Raw genomic sequence first — 17,391 nt, 5'->3', positions numbered from 1 at the left:
GCGCATAAAGACTTAAAATAATTCAATTGCTGAAGCGTTTCAAAGAACTATCATGCCCGCGGTTAGGCGAGGGGTTGTCACCACCATGACGACTGGGACTCATTTATCGCCATGTGCGATGCTCCAACTTCCCGCAAGGAGACATCTGAATCAAGGGGGTTGGAGTCATGGCATTTGACTTCACGGGTAAAACCGCGATCGTTACCGGTGGCACTCAGGGCATTGGCCTCGAGATTGCCAAGGGTATCGTTGCGGGCGGCGGACACGTCGCGCTCATCGCAAGGAACGCTGCTAAGGGCGAGGCGGCTGTGGCCGAGCTTGGCGAGGGCAACAAGTTCTATCAGCTCGATGTCGCCGATGCGCCCAAGGCGCGCGAGACCGTCGAGCAGATTTTTACGGACCTGCCGCAAACCAACATCCTGATCAACTGCGCCGGTGTCATCAGCACCAAGAAGTTTGACGAGATCGACGACACCGAGTGGCGTCGCACCATCGACATCAACCTCAACGGCACCTTTACCATGATGAATGCCGTGTACCCGCACTTTAAGGCGGCACATGCCGGCACTATCGTCAACGTGAGCTCCGTTGCTGGCAAGATCGGCGGCGGCCTGCTCGGCACCGCGGCCTACGCGAGCTCCAAGGCCGGTGTCAACGGCCTTACCAAGGCGGTCGCCAAGGAGGGCGGTAAGTTCGGCATCCGCTGCAACGCTGTGTGCCCGTCGCTCACGCTTACCGACATGACGTCGATCCTTTCTGACGAGAACTCTCAGCGCATCATCAACGGTATTCCTCTGGGCCGCGCCGCCCAGGCCAGCGAGCCTGCGCAGATGGTGCTGTTCTTCGCTTCCGACCTCGCCAGCTTCGTGAACGGCGAGATCGGTGACTGCGACGGCGGCATCGTCCTGGACGGGTAATACCCCGCGGTAATCGTTTGGCGGCGACCCTGGCGAATCGGGGTTGTCGCTTTCTTTCTGACATAGACGCGTGCGGCTACGATTCGCATGCATCCAAAGGAGATATATATGAGTGAATCGACTGCGGTGGAGGCGCCGGCTGCAAAGGAGCCGTTCTTTAAGATGTCGTCCATCCCGGGCGCCAATATTTTGGTGCCGCTTTTGCTGGGCTGCTTGCTCAACACGCTATTCCCCGACCTGTTCAAAACGCTCGGCAGCTTTACGCTTGGCATGACCCAGCAGGGTGCAAGCCCACTCGTGGGCGCTTTTTTGCTCATCGTCGGTACGACGATTTCGTTTAAAAGTGCGCCTGCCGCCGCTGCACGCGGCGCCATCATCATCGCTGTCAAGCAGATCGTGGTCGTTGCCGTGTCGCTGCTCATCCTTTATGTATTCAACGACAACCTGTTTGGCATCTCTGCCATGGTGATGCTGGCGGCTTGCACCGGCGCCAACAACGCTATGTACGCTGGTCTGATGGGCACCATGGGCAACGAGGCCGAACGTGGCGCCGTCGCCATCACCACACTCGTTGTCGGCCCTCCGGTCACAATGATCGTGCTCGGCGCTGCTGGCCAGGCTCCGATCGGCTGGTCGCTCGTGGGCGCCATCCTGCCGATCGTCGTCGGCATTATTCTGGGTAACCTTTTCCCGAGCTTTAAGAAGATGATGGCTCCGGCACTTTCCGCCATCATCGTGCTCGTCTTCTTTGCCATGGGTTCGACCATGACCTTTGGCCAGCTCATCAACGGCGGTCTTCCCGGCATCCTGCTCGGCGTGATCTGCTCGGTGGTCTTTGCAATTCCCGTCATCGCGGTCGATAAGTTCACGGGCGGTACGGGTGTCGCAGGTGCGGCCATTTCGAGCTGCGCCGGAGCCAATGTGGCCACGCCTGCCGCCATGGCGAGTGTCAACGAGGCCATGTACGGTGGCGCCGTGCTCGCGACGGCTACGGCGCAGGTTGCAGCGTGTGCCATCGTGACGGCCATTTTGACCCCGCTGGTCACCAGCTGGTGCTACAAGCATTTTGAGGGCCAGGGTCACGGCGACAGCAAAAAGGCCGCGGCCGACAGGGTCACCGCAGCCGCTTAATGCCAAGCGGCAATCAAAGCTAAATAACTAGCCACGCCACAGGGCGGCCCCGGGGGAAATCCCGGGGCCGCCCTGCAGTTTCTGTGGGTCTCTGGGACACTTTACCCTGATAAAGCTGGCATAACAGCTAGAGTGAACGTCGTACAAAGGCAAGGAAAAATACCAAACAAATCGGTGAACGGTAGTTGTTCACGCTCGCATTTCCTGCGGATTTGTTAAAAACGCCCTAATGGTATAAAAAAAGAAACATATAACAGCCCTGATGAAGGGGGTGGCTATGTTATCCTTCTCAGACGGGTGAAATCTTGGGTTTTGGGTTGCAGTTCCAAGGTGGACAAACGTTTTTTCCTATACCAACGTGTGGTGAAGAACGGAAGAAGCCGGTCATTCAACCCGAACATTCAAGAATTCAATAAGCAGCGGTGTGAGAGAGCGCCGCATTATACGTAACTAGGAGCGTGGTTACACAATGCAGGAGGCATGGGAAGGCTTCAAGGAAGGCATCTGGACGGGAGAGGTTGACGTCCGAGACTTCATCCAGAAGAACTACACCCCCTACGAGGGCGACGAATCGTTCCTCGCCGGTCCGACCGAGCGTACCAAGGAGCTGTGGGGCGAGGTTCTCGACCTGCTGCTCAAGGAGCGCGAGCAGGGCGGCGTCCTCGATATGGACACCAAGACTGTCACGGGTATCGTGAGCCACCCCGCTGGCTACATCGATAACGCCCACCGCGAGAAGGAGACCATCGTCGGTCTTCAGACTGACAAGCCGCTCAAGCGCGCTCTGCACGTCAACGGTGGTATCCGCATCGCTTGCCAGGCTGCCAGCCAGCACGGCTACAAGATCGACGAGAACGTCGTCGAGCGCTACACCTTCGAGCGCAAGACCCACAACGCCGGCGTCTTCGATGTCTACACCCCCGAGATGCGTGCTTGCCGCTCGGCTCACATTATCACCGGTCTGCCCGATGGCTATGGCCGCGGCCGCATCATCGGCGACTACCGTCGTGTCGCCCTGTACGGCGTCGACTACCTGATCAAGGACAAGGAGGCCCAGAAGGCTTCCACCCCGACGGTCATGACCGCCGACAACATCCGCGATCGCGAGGAGCTGCAGGAGCAGATCCGCGCCCTCGGCGAGCTCAAGATGATGGCCGAGACCTATGGTTTCGATATTTCCAAACCTGCTACCAACACGCAGGAGGCCATCCAGTGGATGTACTTCGCCTACCTCGCTGCCGTCAAGGAGCAGAACGGCGCCGCTATGTCCATCGGCCGTACCTCTACGTTCATCGACATCTACGCTGAGCGCGACCTTGCCAACGGTACCTTTACCGAGGAGCAGATCCAGGAGTTCGTGGATCACTTCATCATGAAGCTCCGCATGGTCAAGTTTGCCCGTACCCCCGAGTACCAGGCCCTGTTTACCGGCGATCCGCAGTGGGTCACCGAGTCCATCGGCGGCATGGGTGTTGACGGCCGTACGCTCGTTACCAAGATGAGCTTCCGCTACCTGCACACGCTCGAGAACATGGGCACCAGCCCCGAGCCCAACATGACCGTTCTGTGGTCGACCCGTCTTCCCGAGAACTTCAAGAAGTTCTGCGCCAAGACTTCTGTCGCCAGCTCCTCGGTCCAGTACGAGAACGACGACCTCATGCGCGTTTACCACGGCGACGACTACGGCATCGCCTGCTGCGTGTCCTCCATGCGCATTGGCAAGGAGATGCAGTTCTTCGGCGCTCGTGCCAACCTGGCCAAGTGCCTGCTGTACGCACTCAACGGCGGTGTTGACGAGGTCTCCAAGAAGCAGGTCGGCCCCAAGTATCGCGCCGTCGAGGGCGACACGCTCGATTACGATGACGTTATGGCCAAGTACAACGACATGATGAAGTGGCTCGCTGGCGTGTACGTCAACTCGCTGAACATCATTCACTACATGCACGACAAGTATTGCTACGAGCGCATCCAGATGGCTCTGCACGACAAGCACGTGCACCGCTGGTTCGCTACGGGCATCGCTGGCCTTTCCGTCGTGGCTGACTCCCTGTCCGCCATCAAGTACGCCAAGGTTCACCCCGTCCGTGACGAGAACGGCATCATCGTCGACTTCGAGACCGAGGGCGAGTTCCCCAAGTACGGTAACGACGACGACCGCGTCGACCAGATCGCTCACGACGTTGTGCACCAGTTCATGGAGTACATACGCATGAACGACACCTACCGCAACTCCGTGCCCACGACCTCGGTTCTGACCATTACCTCCAACGTCGTGTACGGTAAGAAGACCGGCTCCACGCCCGACGGCCGCAAGGCTGGCCAGCCGTTCGCCCCGGGTGCTAACCCCATGCACAAGCGCGATAGCCAGGGCGCCATCGCTTCGCTGTCTTCGGTTTCCAAGCTCCCGTTCCGCGATGCCCAGGACGGCATCTCCAACACCTTCTCCATCATCCCGGGCGCGCTCGGCAAGGAGGACCAGGTGTTCTTTGGTGATATCGACCTTGATCAGCTGGGCGAGTAACTATTGTTAGTGCTATACTAACAATAACGATTACTGATTAGTGCGCCGGTTTCGGCCGGCGCCGATCGATTGAAGGAGACACATTATGAAGGTTTCTGAAGTTTCCGAGACTCAGGCCGATAACTTGGTCCACATGCTCGACGCTTACGCCGAGAAGGGTGGCCACCACCTGAACATCAACGTCTTCAACCGTGAGACGCTGCTCGACGCTCAGGCTCACCCCGAGAAGTACCCGCAGCTGACCATCCGCGTTTCCGGCTATGCCGTGAACTTCCACACGCTCACCAAGGAGCAGCAGGACGAGGTCATTTCGCGTACCTTCCACAACAAGTTCTAAAGGGACTCAACTCCCACCGGAGACCCGGTAAGGCCTACGCACTTTGCCTCTCAAACGTCCTCGCCGCTTCGCGGCTGCGGAATGTTTGCGAGGCAAAGTGCTCCCGGCCTTGCCGGGTCTCCTGCGTTATCGCACTTTAGGGAACCACGCTAAATTAAATTGGTGTCCTCGGACATGCAAGAAGCCCTCGCTGCGCACTTCGTGCGGCGAGGGCTTCTTGCGTCCTGCGGAATGTTTTGGGAGGTAGCCCAAACAGCCCCGGCGGGGGTCCTTTGTAGTCACCCTTTAGGCGGAACTCTCCTAATGGGTTGAGCGTTCTGGATACTTACTTGCTACCGTTTATCGCGTATAGCTACCGTTTGCGGAGTAAGTAACACTTAGTAATAAAGCGTGTAAAATCTCAGTTAAGAACGGAGTTTTCCAGGGAGACGCTGTCCTTTGTTTTGTGCAAGGGACGGCGTCTCTTTGGCGCTTGGAGGCCGTTCTGTAGCAGGACGGCGGACGTGCGTCACATATTAAAAAGTCAACGTCGAGATGGGTCGTGATAAGAATGGGCAAGTACGTAATCGTGGTTGAATCTGGTTCGGATGTGACGCCAGAGCTCTGCGAACGCTACGGCATCGTGCGTGTGCCCATGCATGTCACGATTGGTGACGAGACCGTCGAGGACGGCTCGATCGATCCGCTCGAGATCTATTCGCGCTGCAACGAGTTTGGCGTGATGCCCAAGACCAGCGGCTGCGCGCCGGCAGATTTCTCTCGCGTGTACGACCGCATTCACGCCGAGCAGCCCAACGCGACCATTTTGCATCTTGCGTATTCCGAGGCCACGACCTGTTCGCATCAGTCCTCGAAGATCGCGGCAGAGGGGCGCGACTACGTGTTCTCCATGGACACGCGTTTTGTCTCGGTGGGCCAGTCGCTTGTTGTCGTCGAGACCGCCAAATACATCGAGGCTCATCCCGATGCCACCGTCGACGAGATCTTTGCTTTTACGAGCTCCGTTATGGACCGCGTGTTGCTGGGCTTTGTTCCTACCGACCTTGCCTTCCTTAAGGCGGGCGGTCGCTTGTCCAACGTCGCGTTCCTAGGCGCCCATCTGCTCAAGATTAAGCCCTGCATCGAGGTAACGGGTGGCAAGTTCGTGGCGACCAAGAAGTTTCGCGGCTCTATGCTCAAGTGCGCCCGCGCCTTTATTGACCACATGGTTGCGAAGGGCGAAATTGACTACTCGCACATTGGCCTGGCGTATTCGGTAGGCCTTTCCGAGGAGCTGCGCGACGACATGGAAGTCTATGCGCACGACCTGGGCTTTAAGGACGTTACCTGGACTCAGGTCGGCGGCGTCATCTCGAGCCATTGCGGCCCGACCGCCTTCGGCGCGGTGCTCACGCTCAAGGCGTAACGCCTGGCGTCTATCGATTTCTATTGCCGCGGCGGCGGGCGGGTTGCGACAACCTTCCCGCCGCTTTTGCATGGGGCCAAATAGGACAATCCAATTGACCGCTAAACCGTTTCGCCATCAAACATATAGGCTAGAATGACTCTGGCATTTATGTATCTAAAAACCAATGAGAGGCAAGGTATCGGGAATGGCTGAGATGAAGCTCGAGGGTATGGACGCTCGTCCTGAGGACTCCGCGTTTGCCCTGGGCCGCGTGCATTCGATCGAGACGATGGGAACGGTCGATGGACCCGGCATCCGCTTTGTGGTGTTTGTTCAGGGCTGCCCCATGCGCTGTGCGTATTGCCACAACCCCGATACCTGGTCGGTTAACGGCGGCACCATGGTGACCGTCGAGCACCTGATGGACGAGTTCCAGAGCAACCATGAGTTTTACCGCAGCGGTGGTATTACGGTATCCGGCGGCGAGCCGCTCCTGCAGCCTGAGTTTTTGGCCGACCTGTTCCGCGCAATGCACAACAACCCCGATGGTCGAGTACATACCTGCTTGGATAGTTGCGGCTATGCGTTCGACCCCACGCATCCCGAGAAGTTCGATGCCGTACTCAACGAGACCGATATGGTGCTGCTCGACATTAAACACGCCGATCCCGTCGAGCATAAAAAGCTGACCGGTTGCGATCCTGCGCGCATCCTGGCGTTTGGCGATGAGCTGGCGCGTCGCAGGATCAAGGTCGTTATCCGTCACGTGGTAGTACCGGGCATTACCGACACGGCAGAGGAGTGCGAGGCACTCGGTCGTCTGATTGCCCCGTGGCATAACGTGGTGGGCCTGGAAATGCTGCCGTATCACACGATGGGCGTCGTCAAGTATGAGCAGCTGGGGATTCCCTATAAGCTCGAGGGCGTTCCACAGATGGATACCGCGCGCATGCCCGAGCTGCGCAACGCCGTCATGACGGGCATGAAAAAGCGCCGCGCGGAACTCAAAAACGCTATCGGCTAGGGGTAGCTCATTTGGGGCCGGTAGGGTGGAGAAGTAGCTAAAAGAGCCCCGTCCCAAAAAGACTGCTCTCTGGGTTGCGGTGAGATGTGCAACAGAATCGTGCCATTTGGATAAATACGCTTGTGGTTTCTTTAAAGACACCTTAAACGCTTCTGAATATCTTTGGAAAGAAATGCCTGCTCGGTATTATGCTGCTCGTATATGAACGGGAGCAGCCAGGAGACCACGTGCGAAACGACGCATCGCGGGACGAGCATGTGCCGCAGCATAGCAGCAGATATGAGACGAAGGGCACGTCTTCGCGTGGCCTTGCCGACGCTCGCATCCGCGTGACGAAGATTGCCGCCGTTGGGATGCTAACGTTGGCGGTTATTATCCTCGGAATTACCGCTAAAACCTACGCGTCGGAGCGAACGGCACACTCAGATGCGTCAACGGTACAGACGCAAAACAAAAAGGTCTCTAAATCTAAAGCCACCGCAAATCAAACCCTGTCGACAGCGAGCCTCAAGACGAGGCTTTCGAAGGCGGACTTTAACGATATTCCCTCAGGCGATACCGTGCAGACCTTCTCACTGGTTGATGACCAGATCCCCGCCCTGGAGGATGAGAGCCTCGCCGCGCTCCAAGATACCCTTGATCAGGCCCAGGAATTGGGCGACGTGGGCGTGGTGTTTTACGATCTGTCGAGCGGCAAGGGCGTGACGTATAACGCGAACGCCGAGGTGTACGGTGCGAGCAGCTACAAGGCGCTCTATGTACTCTACGTCTGCGAGTTACTGGTCGAGACAGGGCAAGTATCGCTCGATGATACTCTGGGCACCTATGGCGGCTACAGTATGGGCTGGCTGACGGTTCGCGACCTGATTGAGACCTCGGTCGTCAACTCGGATAACGACTCGTTTGTCGCGTTGCGTGCAACGTTTGATCAAGATGGCTACGAGGATTGGATTGCCGCACTCGGCGTCGAAGACGAGGTCGCGCTCGATCCAATGAGCGATTTCCCAACCTACTGCCCGCGCACCTCGGCCAAGTTGTGGCGCGAGATGAGCGAGTATTTGATCCGTGAGAGCGAGACGTCGCAATGGCTGTCGGGCCTTCTGGCCTCTACGACCCGGTCCTTTATCCGTGACGGCATTGCGGACGACCATGCCATGGTGCGTAACAAAGCCGGCTGGATCAGCGAGGCAGGTTGCAATGCGACGTGCGATGCTGGCCTCATCGATGTCGATGGCGACACCTACATTATGAGCATCATGTCATCGATGCCGTGGAGTGACCGTTCGAGTGAGGCCGTGGCCGCCATCGCCAAGGCGCTCTACGATACCCGCGCTGCGCTGGCCTAACGGCTTCGTATTGCGCGGTTGAGTCAAAATGCTGGTACCATACCGTGGATAAACAGTTTTCACAGGTTTGGGGGATGGTATGCCTACCATCGCAATCATCGGTGCACTCGAAAAAGAGGTTGCGCAGATTAAAGAAGAACTGAACGGTGCCCATGTGTCGCAAGAGGCAGGCTTGAGCGTTGTAAGCGGCGAGCTCAACGGTCTGTCAGTGGTCGCCACGACCGCTGGCATGGGAACCGTAAACGCCGCTGGTGCAACACAGCATCTCATCAGCAAATATGCTCCGCAGGCCGTTGTGTTTTCGGGCATTGCGGGTGGCTTAAACTCCAAACTCCATATCAATGACGTGGTTATTGGCAAGTGCCTGCGCTATCTGGATACCGACACGGCGCTCATCGCCGAGTCGGCGCCGGAGCTTGAGGAGTTTGCCTCGACACCGGCTCTGGTTGACATCGCCACCACCGTGCTTGCCGAACATGGGTTTATCGATGCTTACGCTTCTGATTCCGCTGCGGAGAAGGACCCTAAACAGTTCCTGGTTGGCACTATCGCTACAGGCGACCGCTTTGTAACGGGCGACGCCATGCGCACCGCCGCCATCGAGGCGACGCATGCCGATTGCGTTGAGATGGAAGGTGCTGCGATTGCCCATATTGCAGCCAAGAACGGTGTCGATTGTCTGGTGCTGCGTGCTATCAGCGATAATTGTGACGAGGCATATGACGCGTTTTGCGAGCGAGAGTTCGATTTGGACGAGTACGCCCGCACCGCGAGCGGCATTACACTCGATATCGTCCGCTGCATCGCCGCTGCGTAATCGTGCACCCCTATTGTAAGAACCTACGACCAAGGAGTATCCATGGCCGATTCCATTAACTACCAGCTTGCCAAGTTCGTCGCCAGCTACGGCAAGGTTTCGCAGATCCCCGAGTCCACCTGTCCCGAGGTGAGCTTTGTGGGCCGCTCCAATGTGGGCAAGTCGTCCATCATGAACAAGCTCTTTGGCCGCAAGAACCTGGTCAAGGTTTCGAGCACGCCGGGCAAGACGAGCAATATCAATTTCTTCGAGGCCGACGACGTGCACTTTGTGGACCTGCCGGGCTACGGTTTCGCCCGTCGTTCCAAGGCCGAGCGCGACCGCTGGGCCGAGCTCATCGGCGACTTCTTCGACTCCGAGCGCAGCTTTAACCTGGTTGTGTCGCTGGTGGACATTCGCCATGACCCCAGCAAGCTCGACCATGACATGATCGACTACCTGCAGGGCAACGAGTTCAACTTTATCGTCTGCCTCACCAAGGCCGACAAACTCAGCCGCACCCAGCAGGCACGCCAAGCGGCAGCCATCAAAAAGCAACTCAACGTCCCGGCCGAAAACGTAATCATCACAAGCTCCCAGACCGGCACCGGCATCGACGAGCTCAAGCGCCGCATTGCCGAGGCCTGCCTCTAGTAGGGGCTCTTGGCAGACAATAGTTTTCATCCATCTATATCACCCCAGTGATAGTTGTTGGTACACTATCACTGGGGTGATATTTTTATTTGGAGGTCGATATGGAGCTTTGGCACGGGTCGGAGGTTGTTGTCGAATGTCCGTCGTTGGATAAATGCAGACAATTCAATGACTATGGTCGCGGGTTTTATTGCACGCCACATGAGGAAATGGCGATGGAATGGGCATGCCGGACCGAGTCTGATGGCGTTGCCAATCGATATGAGCTTGATTTAGATGGCCTTTCGGTCTTGGATTTGGAGTCTGGGGAGTTTTCAATCCTCAATTGGCTTGCAATTCTGGCGAATAACAGAGAGTTCAATGTTTCGACGCCATTGGCGCGTGAAGGGCTTCGCTATCTACTTGATAACTGCTTAATTGATACATCTCCTTATGACGTTATTCGAGGCTATCGTGCTGACGACTCCTATTTTTCGTTTGCAAGACAGTTTGTCAGCGGCATGATATCGCTCAGACAGCTGCAACGTATCATGTGCTTGGGTGATTTGGGTATCCAATATGCCCTTATGAGCGAGCGCGCATTTTCGATGATTAGATTCTGCGATTGGAAGCGGGCTTCGGGGTCTGAGTTTTATCCCAAGCGTTTTGAGCGAGAGCAGAATGCTCGACGCAAATACTTGGATACGGTCAATGGGTTCGATTCCGAAGGTATCGACATTAGGGATTTAATGGCAGGGAGGGTTGATTTAAATGATCCAAGAGTTGACAGATCGTGGACCGAGTAGGACATATCCCGTCTACTACCTCGAGGACGCAATGAACAACCTCGGCGACTGCTTCGACTATGCCGTCAATGACTATGGAGCAGAAGGATCTGAAGTTGCTGAACTCTTTTGCCTGAGCGGGGTTGCTCGCGAGTTTGAACGCGGCAACGCATGGGTAGTGTCGGGGAAATCGGGTGTTGAGCTGTTCGCGCTTATCGCTGAAAGGTCGGGCTATCAAAACAGGCCTATACCGGACTGCACCTATCGATTTGAGAAGACGCCGGAATATTGGGCGGGCTGGATGCTGGCATACCTGCAGTGGCGCCTAGGAGAGTCTTTCGAAGATTTGCTGCATGTCGTTCCATTTGATGTGCTGCGCAGTCTGTATTACCCCTGGCACGAAGCCTCGGAGGAACGAGTGGTTCGCCTCGTCTGCGATATGGCGAAAAAAGCGTCCAGGCAAACCAAACTTGCGTTAGCAAGAAAGAAGCTTAAGAAAACCCAACAAGACCTAGCATACGAATCGGGTGTGTCACTCCGCTCAATCCAAATGTACGAGCAGCGCCAGAGAAACATCAATGAGGCTTCGGTAACAAGCGTGAGAGCCATAGCAAAAGCCCTCCACTGCAACATCGAAGACCTCCTAGAACCAGTCTTCGAATACAAGGAACCCAGTGCGGCGTAAACCAAGCACATAGTCGAAGTCTGTTGCTGGTAAGTGCTACAGCCTAGCAAGAGCCCCTATCAATAAAGGGCCATAATTTCAGCCCGGCGCCCTTTCAAAGCGTGGGTCCCTATAGACATCGCTAGCCACGTTGCCATAGGGCCACCCGGGGGCATCCCCTTAAAAACATTCCGCAGCACGAGGCCCGCTTATCCGCAGCTCCGAAGGAGCGCAATATTAAATCAGCGAATGCGATTATCCTGTCGAGGTCGCGTAGGTCTCCTTGGGGCTTCCCCTGAAAACAATCCGCAGATCGAATTGCCCCGTCGCGCGAAGCGCACGACCGGGCAATTCATGATCGAGGACGTTTTCAGGGGAAGCCCCAAGGAGACCGGTGAGAGCAATGAGACAGGGCGCTACAGGTACTCGATTTGAGCGCCCTCGGTGTCGCACGTCAGAATGTGCGTCTCACACTTGGGGAACTGCTCACGCAGCTTGACCTGCAGGAATTTTGCCACGATGGTGTCGTCGGTCACAGCCATAAGGGTAGAGCCCGAACCGCTGATCCAGATGGTCTTGGCGCCGCCGTTAAGGCAGGTGTCGCGCACAGCGTTGTAGTCGGGAATCAGGCGACGACGATAGGGCTCCTGGATGCGGTCGTCATTGGCGGCGGCAATCAGGTCGAGGTCGCCAGCCTCCAGGCCTCGCGTCATGCCGGCGATACGGCCCATTTGCCATACGGCGGTGGAGAGCGGAATCTCCTGCGGCACGACCTTGCGCGCCTCGCTCGTGTGAACCTCGTAGGGCGGAATCACGGTAATAAAACGCAAGCGATCGCTCACCTCGTAGCGCAGGCACTGGGGGAGCGAATCGGTCGGCGTAAAGGAGCAGACGGCGCCGCCCAGGATGGCGGGAGCGACGTTATCGGGATGGCCCTCGACCTCGGTGGCAATGCGGACGAGCTCAGCGCGGTCGACGGTGTGGCCTGTCAGTGCGGCGGCGGCCATAATGCCAGCGACGACGCAAGTGGAGCTGGAACCCAGGCCGCGAGCGACGGGTACATCGGTTTGAATGTCGATGGCAACGGGAAAAGCCGGCTCTCCCCATGCGGCCAGCGCATCGACAAAGCTGACGTAGACCAGGTTGTTCTCGTTTTGGAACTCCTCGGGGCAGCCCGTGATGGTGAGCTTGTCAGCGCGCTCGAAGGTGAAGTGCGAGTAGAGGCTGACGGCCATGCCGAGGGTGTCGTAGCCGATGCCCAAGTTGGCGCTGGTTGCTGGGACGGTGATTTTGATCATGTGGGTCCTCCTGGCGTGCCTGGCTGTTTAGTTCGCTGCTCGGGCAGTCCTGCGCAAGACGGAAAGCACATTAAGTGCTTTCCTTTGCGTGCGGAACTCGCGACGAACTAAACAGCCAGGCACGCTGTGCGCGTTCGTCATCATCCCGGGGGTTATCTGATAAAAGAAGGTGCGCCGGCTTTCGCCGGCGCCTAATGAGGGTTTTAGTTGGTAGCCATCTTTTTTGCTGCAGACTCGACGTAGCTTGCCATCTCATCGACGTCACAGACGTCTTCGAAGCGGACGGGTTTGGACTCGAGCTCGGCGAGCTGTGCCGGTGCGGCCGTATTGGTGGCCTGCTCGAGCACGCGCATGGCCTCAAAGTCGTCCTCGGGAACGTTGAGACCCAGAGCATCGCAGCAGGCACGCGGGAACTTGTAGGGGCTGGCGGTCGAAAGCAGCACACGGGCCTTGGCCCCCTCGGCGGGAGCGACCTTTTCAAAGACGTGATAGCCGCAAGCGGTGTGCGGGTCGATCACGTAGCCGTTCGCATCCCAGCAGCTCTTGATGGCAGCGCGCACCTCGTCCTCGCTGGCCCAGCCGCAGCCAAAGACGCTCTGAATCTTTGCCAGCAGGTCGGCGGGAACCTCATAGTGACCAGTCTTTGCCAGCTGCTCCATAAGGCCGGCAACAAGCTCGCAGTCGCCATCGGACAGGAAGTAGAGCATGCGTTCCAGGTTGGAGCTGATGAGGATGTCCATCGACGGCGAGATGGTCGTGAAGAACGGACGGTTGCGGTCGTAGACGCCGGTGGTCAGGAAGTCAGCCAGCACGTTGTTCTTGTCGCTCGCGACAATGAGCTTGGCGACGGGCAAACCCATGCGCTTGGCATAGTAGCCGGCCAGGATATCGCCAAAGTTGCCGGTCGGTACGCAGAACTCCACAGCGTCGCCGGCCTCGATGGCGCCGGCGCGCAACAGCTGCGCATAGGCGGCAAAGTAGTAGACGACCTGCGGCACCAGACGGCCGACGTTGATGGAGTTGGCACTCGAAAGCACCGTTCTGGCGGCCTCCAAGCGCTCGGCAAGCTCCTTATCGGCAAAGATGCGCTTGACGGCACTCTGGGCATCGTCGAAGTTGCCGCGAATGCCGCAGACGGCGACGTTATCGCCTTCCTGTGTGGACATCTGCAGATTCTGCACGCGGCTGACTTTGCCTTCGGGATAAAAGACGGTGATGCCCGTGCCCGGAGCGTCGGCAAAACCGGCGAGTGCGGCCTTGCCGGTGTCGCCCGACGTGGCGGTGACGATCATGATGCGCTCGGCGCCGCCGTCCTTGGCGGAAGTGCGGGCCATGAGGCGGGGGAGCATCTGCAGGGCGACGTCCTTAAAGGCACTCGTGGGGCCGCCAAAGAGCTCCATCACATAGGTCTGAGGGGCGTCAGCGCCCGGCGCAGCGTCGAGTTTGACGAGCGGCGTAACCTCTTCACTCGCGAACGTGCCGCGATATGCCTCATTCACACAGGCCGAAATTTCTTCGCCCGTGTAATCATTCAGTAACATTCCCAACACATCTTGAGCGATTTCAAAGTACGATTTATCTGCAAGCGAGCTGATATCGACCTGCTGGGTGCCGAGCTCGTCCGAGACAAACAAACCCCCGTCGGGAGCGATGCCGGTGCGGATTGCCACCTTACTTGAGCACGATAAAGTGCGTCCTCGTGTACTATGATAAGTTCCCATATAACACTGCTCCTCGGATGCCTTGGTCCCAATCGGTGAAACCATGGTATCAGAGCGCGCAAAACAGGTTCGCAGAGGCTTTTAGAAAGGTAACCTCCAGCCCATGATTAAGATTGCCAAATTTGGCGGCTCGTCGGTCGCCGACGCCGAACACTTTAAGAAGATCAAGGCCATCGTCGATGCCGACCCGGCCCGCCGTTTTGTGGTGGTTTCCGCCTGCGGTCGCCGCTTTAAGGGCGACACCAAGGTGACCGACCTGCTCTACCTGGTTAACGCGCACGTTAAGTATCACGTGTCGTGTGAGGAGCTGCTCGAGGACATTGGCCAGCGCTATTTTGATATCGCTGACGAGCTGGAGCTCACCTATCCCATCCGTGAGGAGTTCGCGGCCTTTGCCGAGCGCGCCCGCTCGGGCGGCTACTCCACCGAGGAGCTTGTGAGCCGCGGCGAGTACTTCACCGCTCGCCTGATGGCCGAGTACCTGGGCCTGCCGTTCCTGGACGCCGCGACGGTTGTGGCGTTCCATCACGACGGTACGCTCAGCATGAACCGCACCTCCGAGCTGGTGCAGGAGTACGGTCAGCAGGGCGGCTTTGTTATGCCCGGTTTCTACGGCGCGACGCGTGAGGGCCAGATTAAGCTGCTCGATCGTGGCGGCGGCGATATCTCGGGCTCGATCCTGGCCAAGTGTCTGGACGCCGACCTTTACGAGAACTGGACCGACGTTTCGGGCTTCTACTCTGCCGATCCGCGTATTGTTCCCGAGGCTCAGCCCATTGCGCGCGTTACCTACGAGGAGCTGCGCGAGCTTTCGTACATGGGCGCAAGCGTCCTGCACGAGGAGGCCGTGTTCCCCGTGCGCGAGGCGGGTATTCCGCTGGTCATCAAGAACACCAATGCGCCGCAGGACCCCGGCACCATCATTAGCGAGACGGCTGATGAGGGCGAGGCGGAGCCCATCATTACCGGCGTGACCGGCAAGCGCGGTTTTGTCGCCATCAACGTAGCCCGCGATCGCACCAAGCCCCGCGTCGGCTTTATGCGCCGTGCACTTTCGGTCTTCGAGCGCTATGACGTTTCCGTCGAGCACATGCCCACCGGCGTCGACCGCTTTGGCGCCGTGGTGCAGGAGCAGGATGTGCACGATTCGCTGTACTCGCTCGTGGGCGACATCCAGCAGGAGGTTGAGCCGCTCGAGATTGAGGTTGTCGAGGGCCTGGCGCTCATCGCGACCGTCGGCCGTAACCTGCGCGGCCGCGCAGGTATTTCTGGCCACCTGTTTGGCATGCTCGGCCAGGCTGGCGTGAGCGTGCGCATGATTTCGCAGAGCTGCGACGAGATCAACATCATTATCGGTGTCGAGGATAAGGACTTCGACCTGGCGATTCAGACCATTTACCGTGCCTTCTCCGACGAGAACGGCATTGTGAAGGTCTCCGATCTGGAGGCTCCTGCACCGATTGAACCCGCCCTGGCTGCCCTCCACAAATAGCGACCATCCCGGTAGATTTTTGGGATATGTCTAGAAATCTACCTTTTGGCGCATGAGTGGGTTTTTGAGGCATGTTCCAAAAAATCTAGCGCGGGGCGTTTCGTTTCGGTTTCGTTTCGACGGGGTGGGTTTCGTGTCCGCCCCGTTCTTGTATACACTGGGCAAGAATATCCTGCCTGCTCGGCGTGCGGGCAAAAGCCACAACCTTTAAAGGGGGAAGCATGAAACAGTACACGGTTGCTATTTTGGGCGCGACGGGGGCCGTGGGCACCCAGATGCTCGAGTGCCTCAACGAGCAGGAGTTTCCGGTTGGCAAGCTCAAGCTGCTGGCGAGCGCGCGCTCTGCGGGCAAGACCGTTGAGTTCCGCGGCGAGCAGGTTGTTATTGAGGAGGCTTGCCCCGAGGCCTTTGAGGGCTGCGACATCGTACTCGGCGCTGCCGGCGACGATATCGCCAAGGAGCTGCTGCCCGAGGCCGTCAAGCGTGGCGCCGTCGTGGTCGACAACAGCCACGCCTTCCGTATGGATCCCGAGGTGCCGCTCGTCGTGCCCGAGATCAATGCCGACGACATCAAGTGGCATCACGGCCTTATCGCTAACCCTAACTGTGCAACTATCATCGGCCTGGTTCCCACCTGGCCGCTGCACAAGCTCGCCGGCGTGAAGCGCATGATCGTCTCGACGTACCAGGCGGCTTCGGGCGCTGGTGCTCCCGGTATGGCCGAGCTCGAGGCCCAGCTGGCCGCCCTGGGTCGTGGCGAGGAGATTCCCGAGCCGCGCGCATTTGCCGCCCAGTTGGCGAGCAACCTGATTCCGCAGATTGGCGGCGTCAAGGAGGAGGGCTTTACCTCCGAGGAGATGAAGTTGCAAAACGAGGGTCGCAAGATTATGCACCTGCCCGAGCTGCGCGTGAACTGCACTTGTGTGCGCGTGCCTGTGCTGCGCTCGCACTCCGAGAGCATTACGCTCGAGTTTGAGCGCGACATTACGGTCGAGGAAGCCCGTGCTGCGCTGGCTTCTGCCCCGGGTGTCAAGCTGGTCGACGACCTGGGTGCCGAGGATGCGCACGACCGATTCCCCATGCCGATGGACACCTCCGACCAGGACCTGATTTGGGTCGGTCGCGTGCGCCGCGACATCTCGAACCCCGAGGCCGCGCGTGGCATCACCTTCTGGTGCTGTGGCGACCAAATCCGTAAGGGCGCGGCAACCAACGCCGTCCAGATCGCCAAGCTGCTCTGCGAGTAGCGGTGGAACTGTCCGGCGGGGGCCGGGCTCAGCTTTCAGAACACTCCGCAGACCAGTGCGGCGCCTTGTCCGCGGCTCCGAAGGAGCAGGAC

15 protein-coding genes are annotated in these 17,391 nt (G+C 58.2%); 13 read left to right on the top strand and 2 right to left on the bottom strand.

Going from position 1 to position 17,391, the window contains the following annotated elements:
* Window positions 1-167 precede the first annotated feature (167 nt).
* The 11 genes from ACTQ05_RS01665 to ACTQ05_RS01615 all read left to right on the top strand — a co-directional run bounded on the left by ACTQ05_RS01665 (window position 168) and on the right by ACTQ05_RS01615 (window position 11,562).
* A complete protein-coding gene (locus ACTQ05_RS01665) occupies window positions 168-917 on the top strand; it encodes an SDR family NAD(P)-dependent oxidoreductase (RefSeq protein WP_427728112.1) in 750 nt (249 codons plus the stop codon).
* Window positions 918-1,025: 108 nt separating this feature from the next.
* Window positions 1,026-2,048: a 2-keto-3-deoxygluconate permease gene (locus ACTQ05_RS01660; protein WP_441040829.1), complete on the top strand. Its 1,023-nt coding sequence runs from the start codon at window positions 1,026-1,028 to the stop codon at window positions 2,046-2,048.
* A 469-nt stretch (window positions 2,049-2,517) separates the two neighbouring features.
* Window positions 2,518-4,569: a formate C-acetyltransferase gene (pflB, locus tag ACTQ05_RS01655; RefSeq protein WP_427718174.1), complete on the top strand. Its 2,052-nt coding sequence runs from the start codon at window positions 2,518-2,520 to the stop codon at window positions 4,567-4,569.
* Window positions 4,570-4,654: 85 nt separating this feature from the next.
* Window positions 4,655-4,906: an autonomous glycyl radical cofactor GrcA3 gene (gene grcA3, locus ACTQ05_RS01650; RefSeq protein ID WP_055252439.1), complete on the top strand. Its 252-nt coding sequence runs from the start codon at window positions 4,655-4,657 to the stop codon at window positions 4,904-4,906.
* Between the two features lie 550 nt (window positions 4,907-5,456).
* On the top strand, window positions 5,457-6,311 hold the full coding sequence (locus tag ACTQ05_RS01645) for a DegV family protein (protein ID WP_441063011.1): 855 nt from the start codon (window positions 5,457-5,459) through the stop codon (window positions 6,309-6,311).
* Window positions 6,312-6,498: 187 nt separating this feature from the next.
* Window positions 6,499-7,317: a pyruvate formate-lyase-activating protein gene (pflA, locus tag ACTQ05_RS01640; protein WP_441063012.1), complete on the top strand. Its 819-nt coding sequence runs from the start codon at window positions 6,499-6,501 to the stop codon at window positions 7,315-7,317.
* Between the two features lie 227 nt (window positions 7,318-7,544).
* Complete coding sequence (locus tag ACTQ05_RS01635) at window positions 7,545-8,663, top strand: serine hydrolase (protein ID WP_441063013.1); 1,119 nt, start codon at window positions 7,545-7,547, stop codon at window positions 8,661-8,663.
* Between the two features lie 79 nt (window positions 8,664-8,742).
* Window positions 8,743-9,480, top strand: a complete 738-nt coding sequence (mtnN, locus tag ACTQ05_RS01630; RefSeq protein WP_441048673.1) for a 5'-methylthioadenosine/S-adenosylhomocysteine nucleosidase — start codon at window positions 8,743-8,745, stop codon at window positions 9,478-9,480.
* Between the two features lie 42 nt (window positions 9,481-9,522).
* A complete protein-coding gene (gene yihA / locus ACTQ05_RS01625) occupies window positions 9,523-10,113 on the top strand; it encodes a ribosome biogenesis GTP-binding protein YihA/YsxC (protein ID WP_055252447.1) in 591 nt (196 codons plus the stop codon).
* Window positions 10,114-10,214: 101 nt separating this feature from the next.
* Window positions 10,215-10,898 (top strand): DUF3990 domain-containing protein, encoded by a 684-nt coding sequence (locus tag ACTQ05_RS01620; protein ID WP_441063014.1) that lies wholly within the window; start codon window positions 10,215-10,217, stop codon window positions 10,896-10,898.
* Window positions 10,864-11,562, top strand: coding sequence for a helix-turn-helix transcriptional regulator (locus tag ACTQ05_RS01615; protein ID WP_441063015.1), 699 nt, complete (start codon window positions 10,864-10,866; stop codon window positions 11,560-11,562). Before ACTQ05_RS01620 ends, ACTQ05_RS01615 begins: the two co-directional genes overlap by 35 nt.
* A gap of 395 nt (window positions 11,563-11,957) precedes the next feature.
* Here ACTQ05_RS01615 and thrB read toward each other — a convergent pair whose 3' ends face one another.
* Both thrB and thrC read right to left on the bottom strand, forming a co-directional pair.
* Window positions 11,958-12,839 (bottom strand): homoserine kinase, encoded by an 882-nt coding sequence (gene thrB, locus ACTQ05_RS01610; protein WP_154514914.1) that lies wholly within the window; start codon window positions 12,837-12,839, stop codon window positions 11,958-11,960.
* A gap of 203 nt (window positions 12,840-13,042) precedes the next feature.
* Entirely contained in the window at window positions 13,043-14,560 is a 1,518-nt protein-coding gene (gene thrC / locus ACTQ05_RS01605; protein ID WP_441063016.1) for a threonine synthase, read from the bottom strand.
* A gap of 103 nt (window positions 14,561-14,663) precedes the next feature.
* Between thrC and ACTQ05_RS01600 the strand changes: the two genes are divergently transcribed.
* Both ACTQ05_RS01600 and ACTQ05_RS01595 read left to right on the top strand, forming a co-directional pair.
* Complete coding sequence (locus ACTQ05_RS01600; RefSeq protein WP_154514910.1) at window positions 14,664-16,052, top strand: aspartate kinase; 1,389 nt, start codon at window positions 14,664-14,666, stop codon at window positions 16,050-16,052.
* A gap of 221 nt (window positions 16,053-16,273) precedes the next feature.
* Window positions 16,274-17,299, top strand: coding sequence for an aspartate-semialdehyde dehydrogenase (locus tag ACTQ05_RS01595; RefSeq protein ID WP_154514908.1), 1,026 nt, complete (start codon window positions 16,274-16,276; stop codon window positions 17,297-17,299).
* Window positions 17,300-17,391 lie beyond the last annotated feature (92 nt).

Origin of the sequence: Collinsella sp. LCP21S3_A9 (assembly GCF_052118785.1) — a bacterium.
Classification (GTDB): Bacteria; Actinomycetota; Coriobacteriia; order Coriobacteriales; family Coriobacteriaceae; genus Collinsella.
Note: the sequence above shows the minus strand (reverse complement) of the source record. Positions and strands in the feature narration are given on the sequence as shown.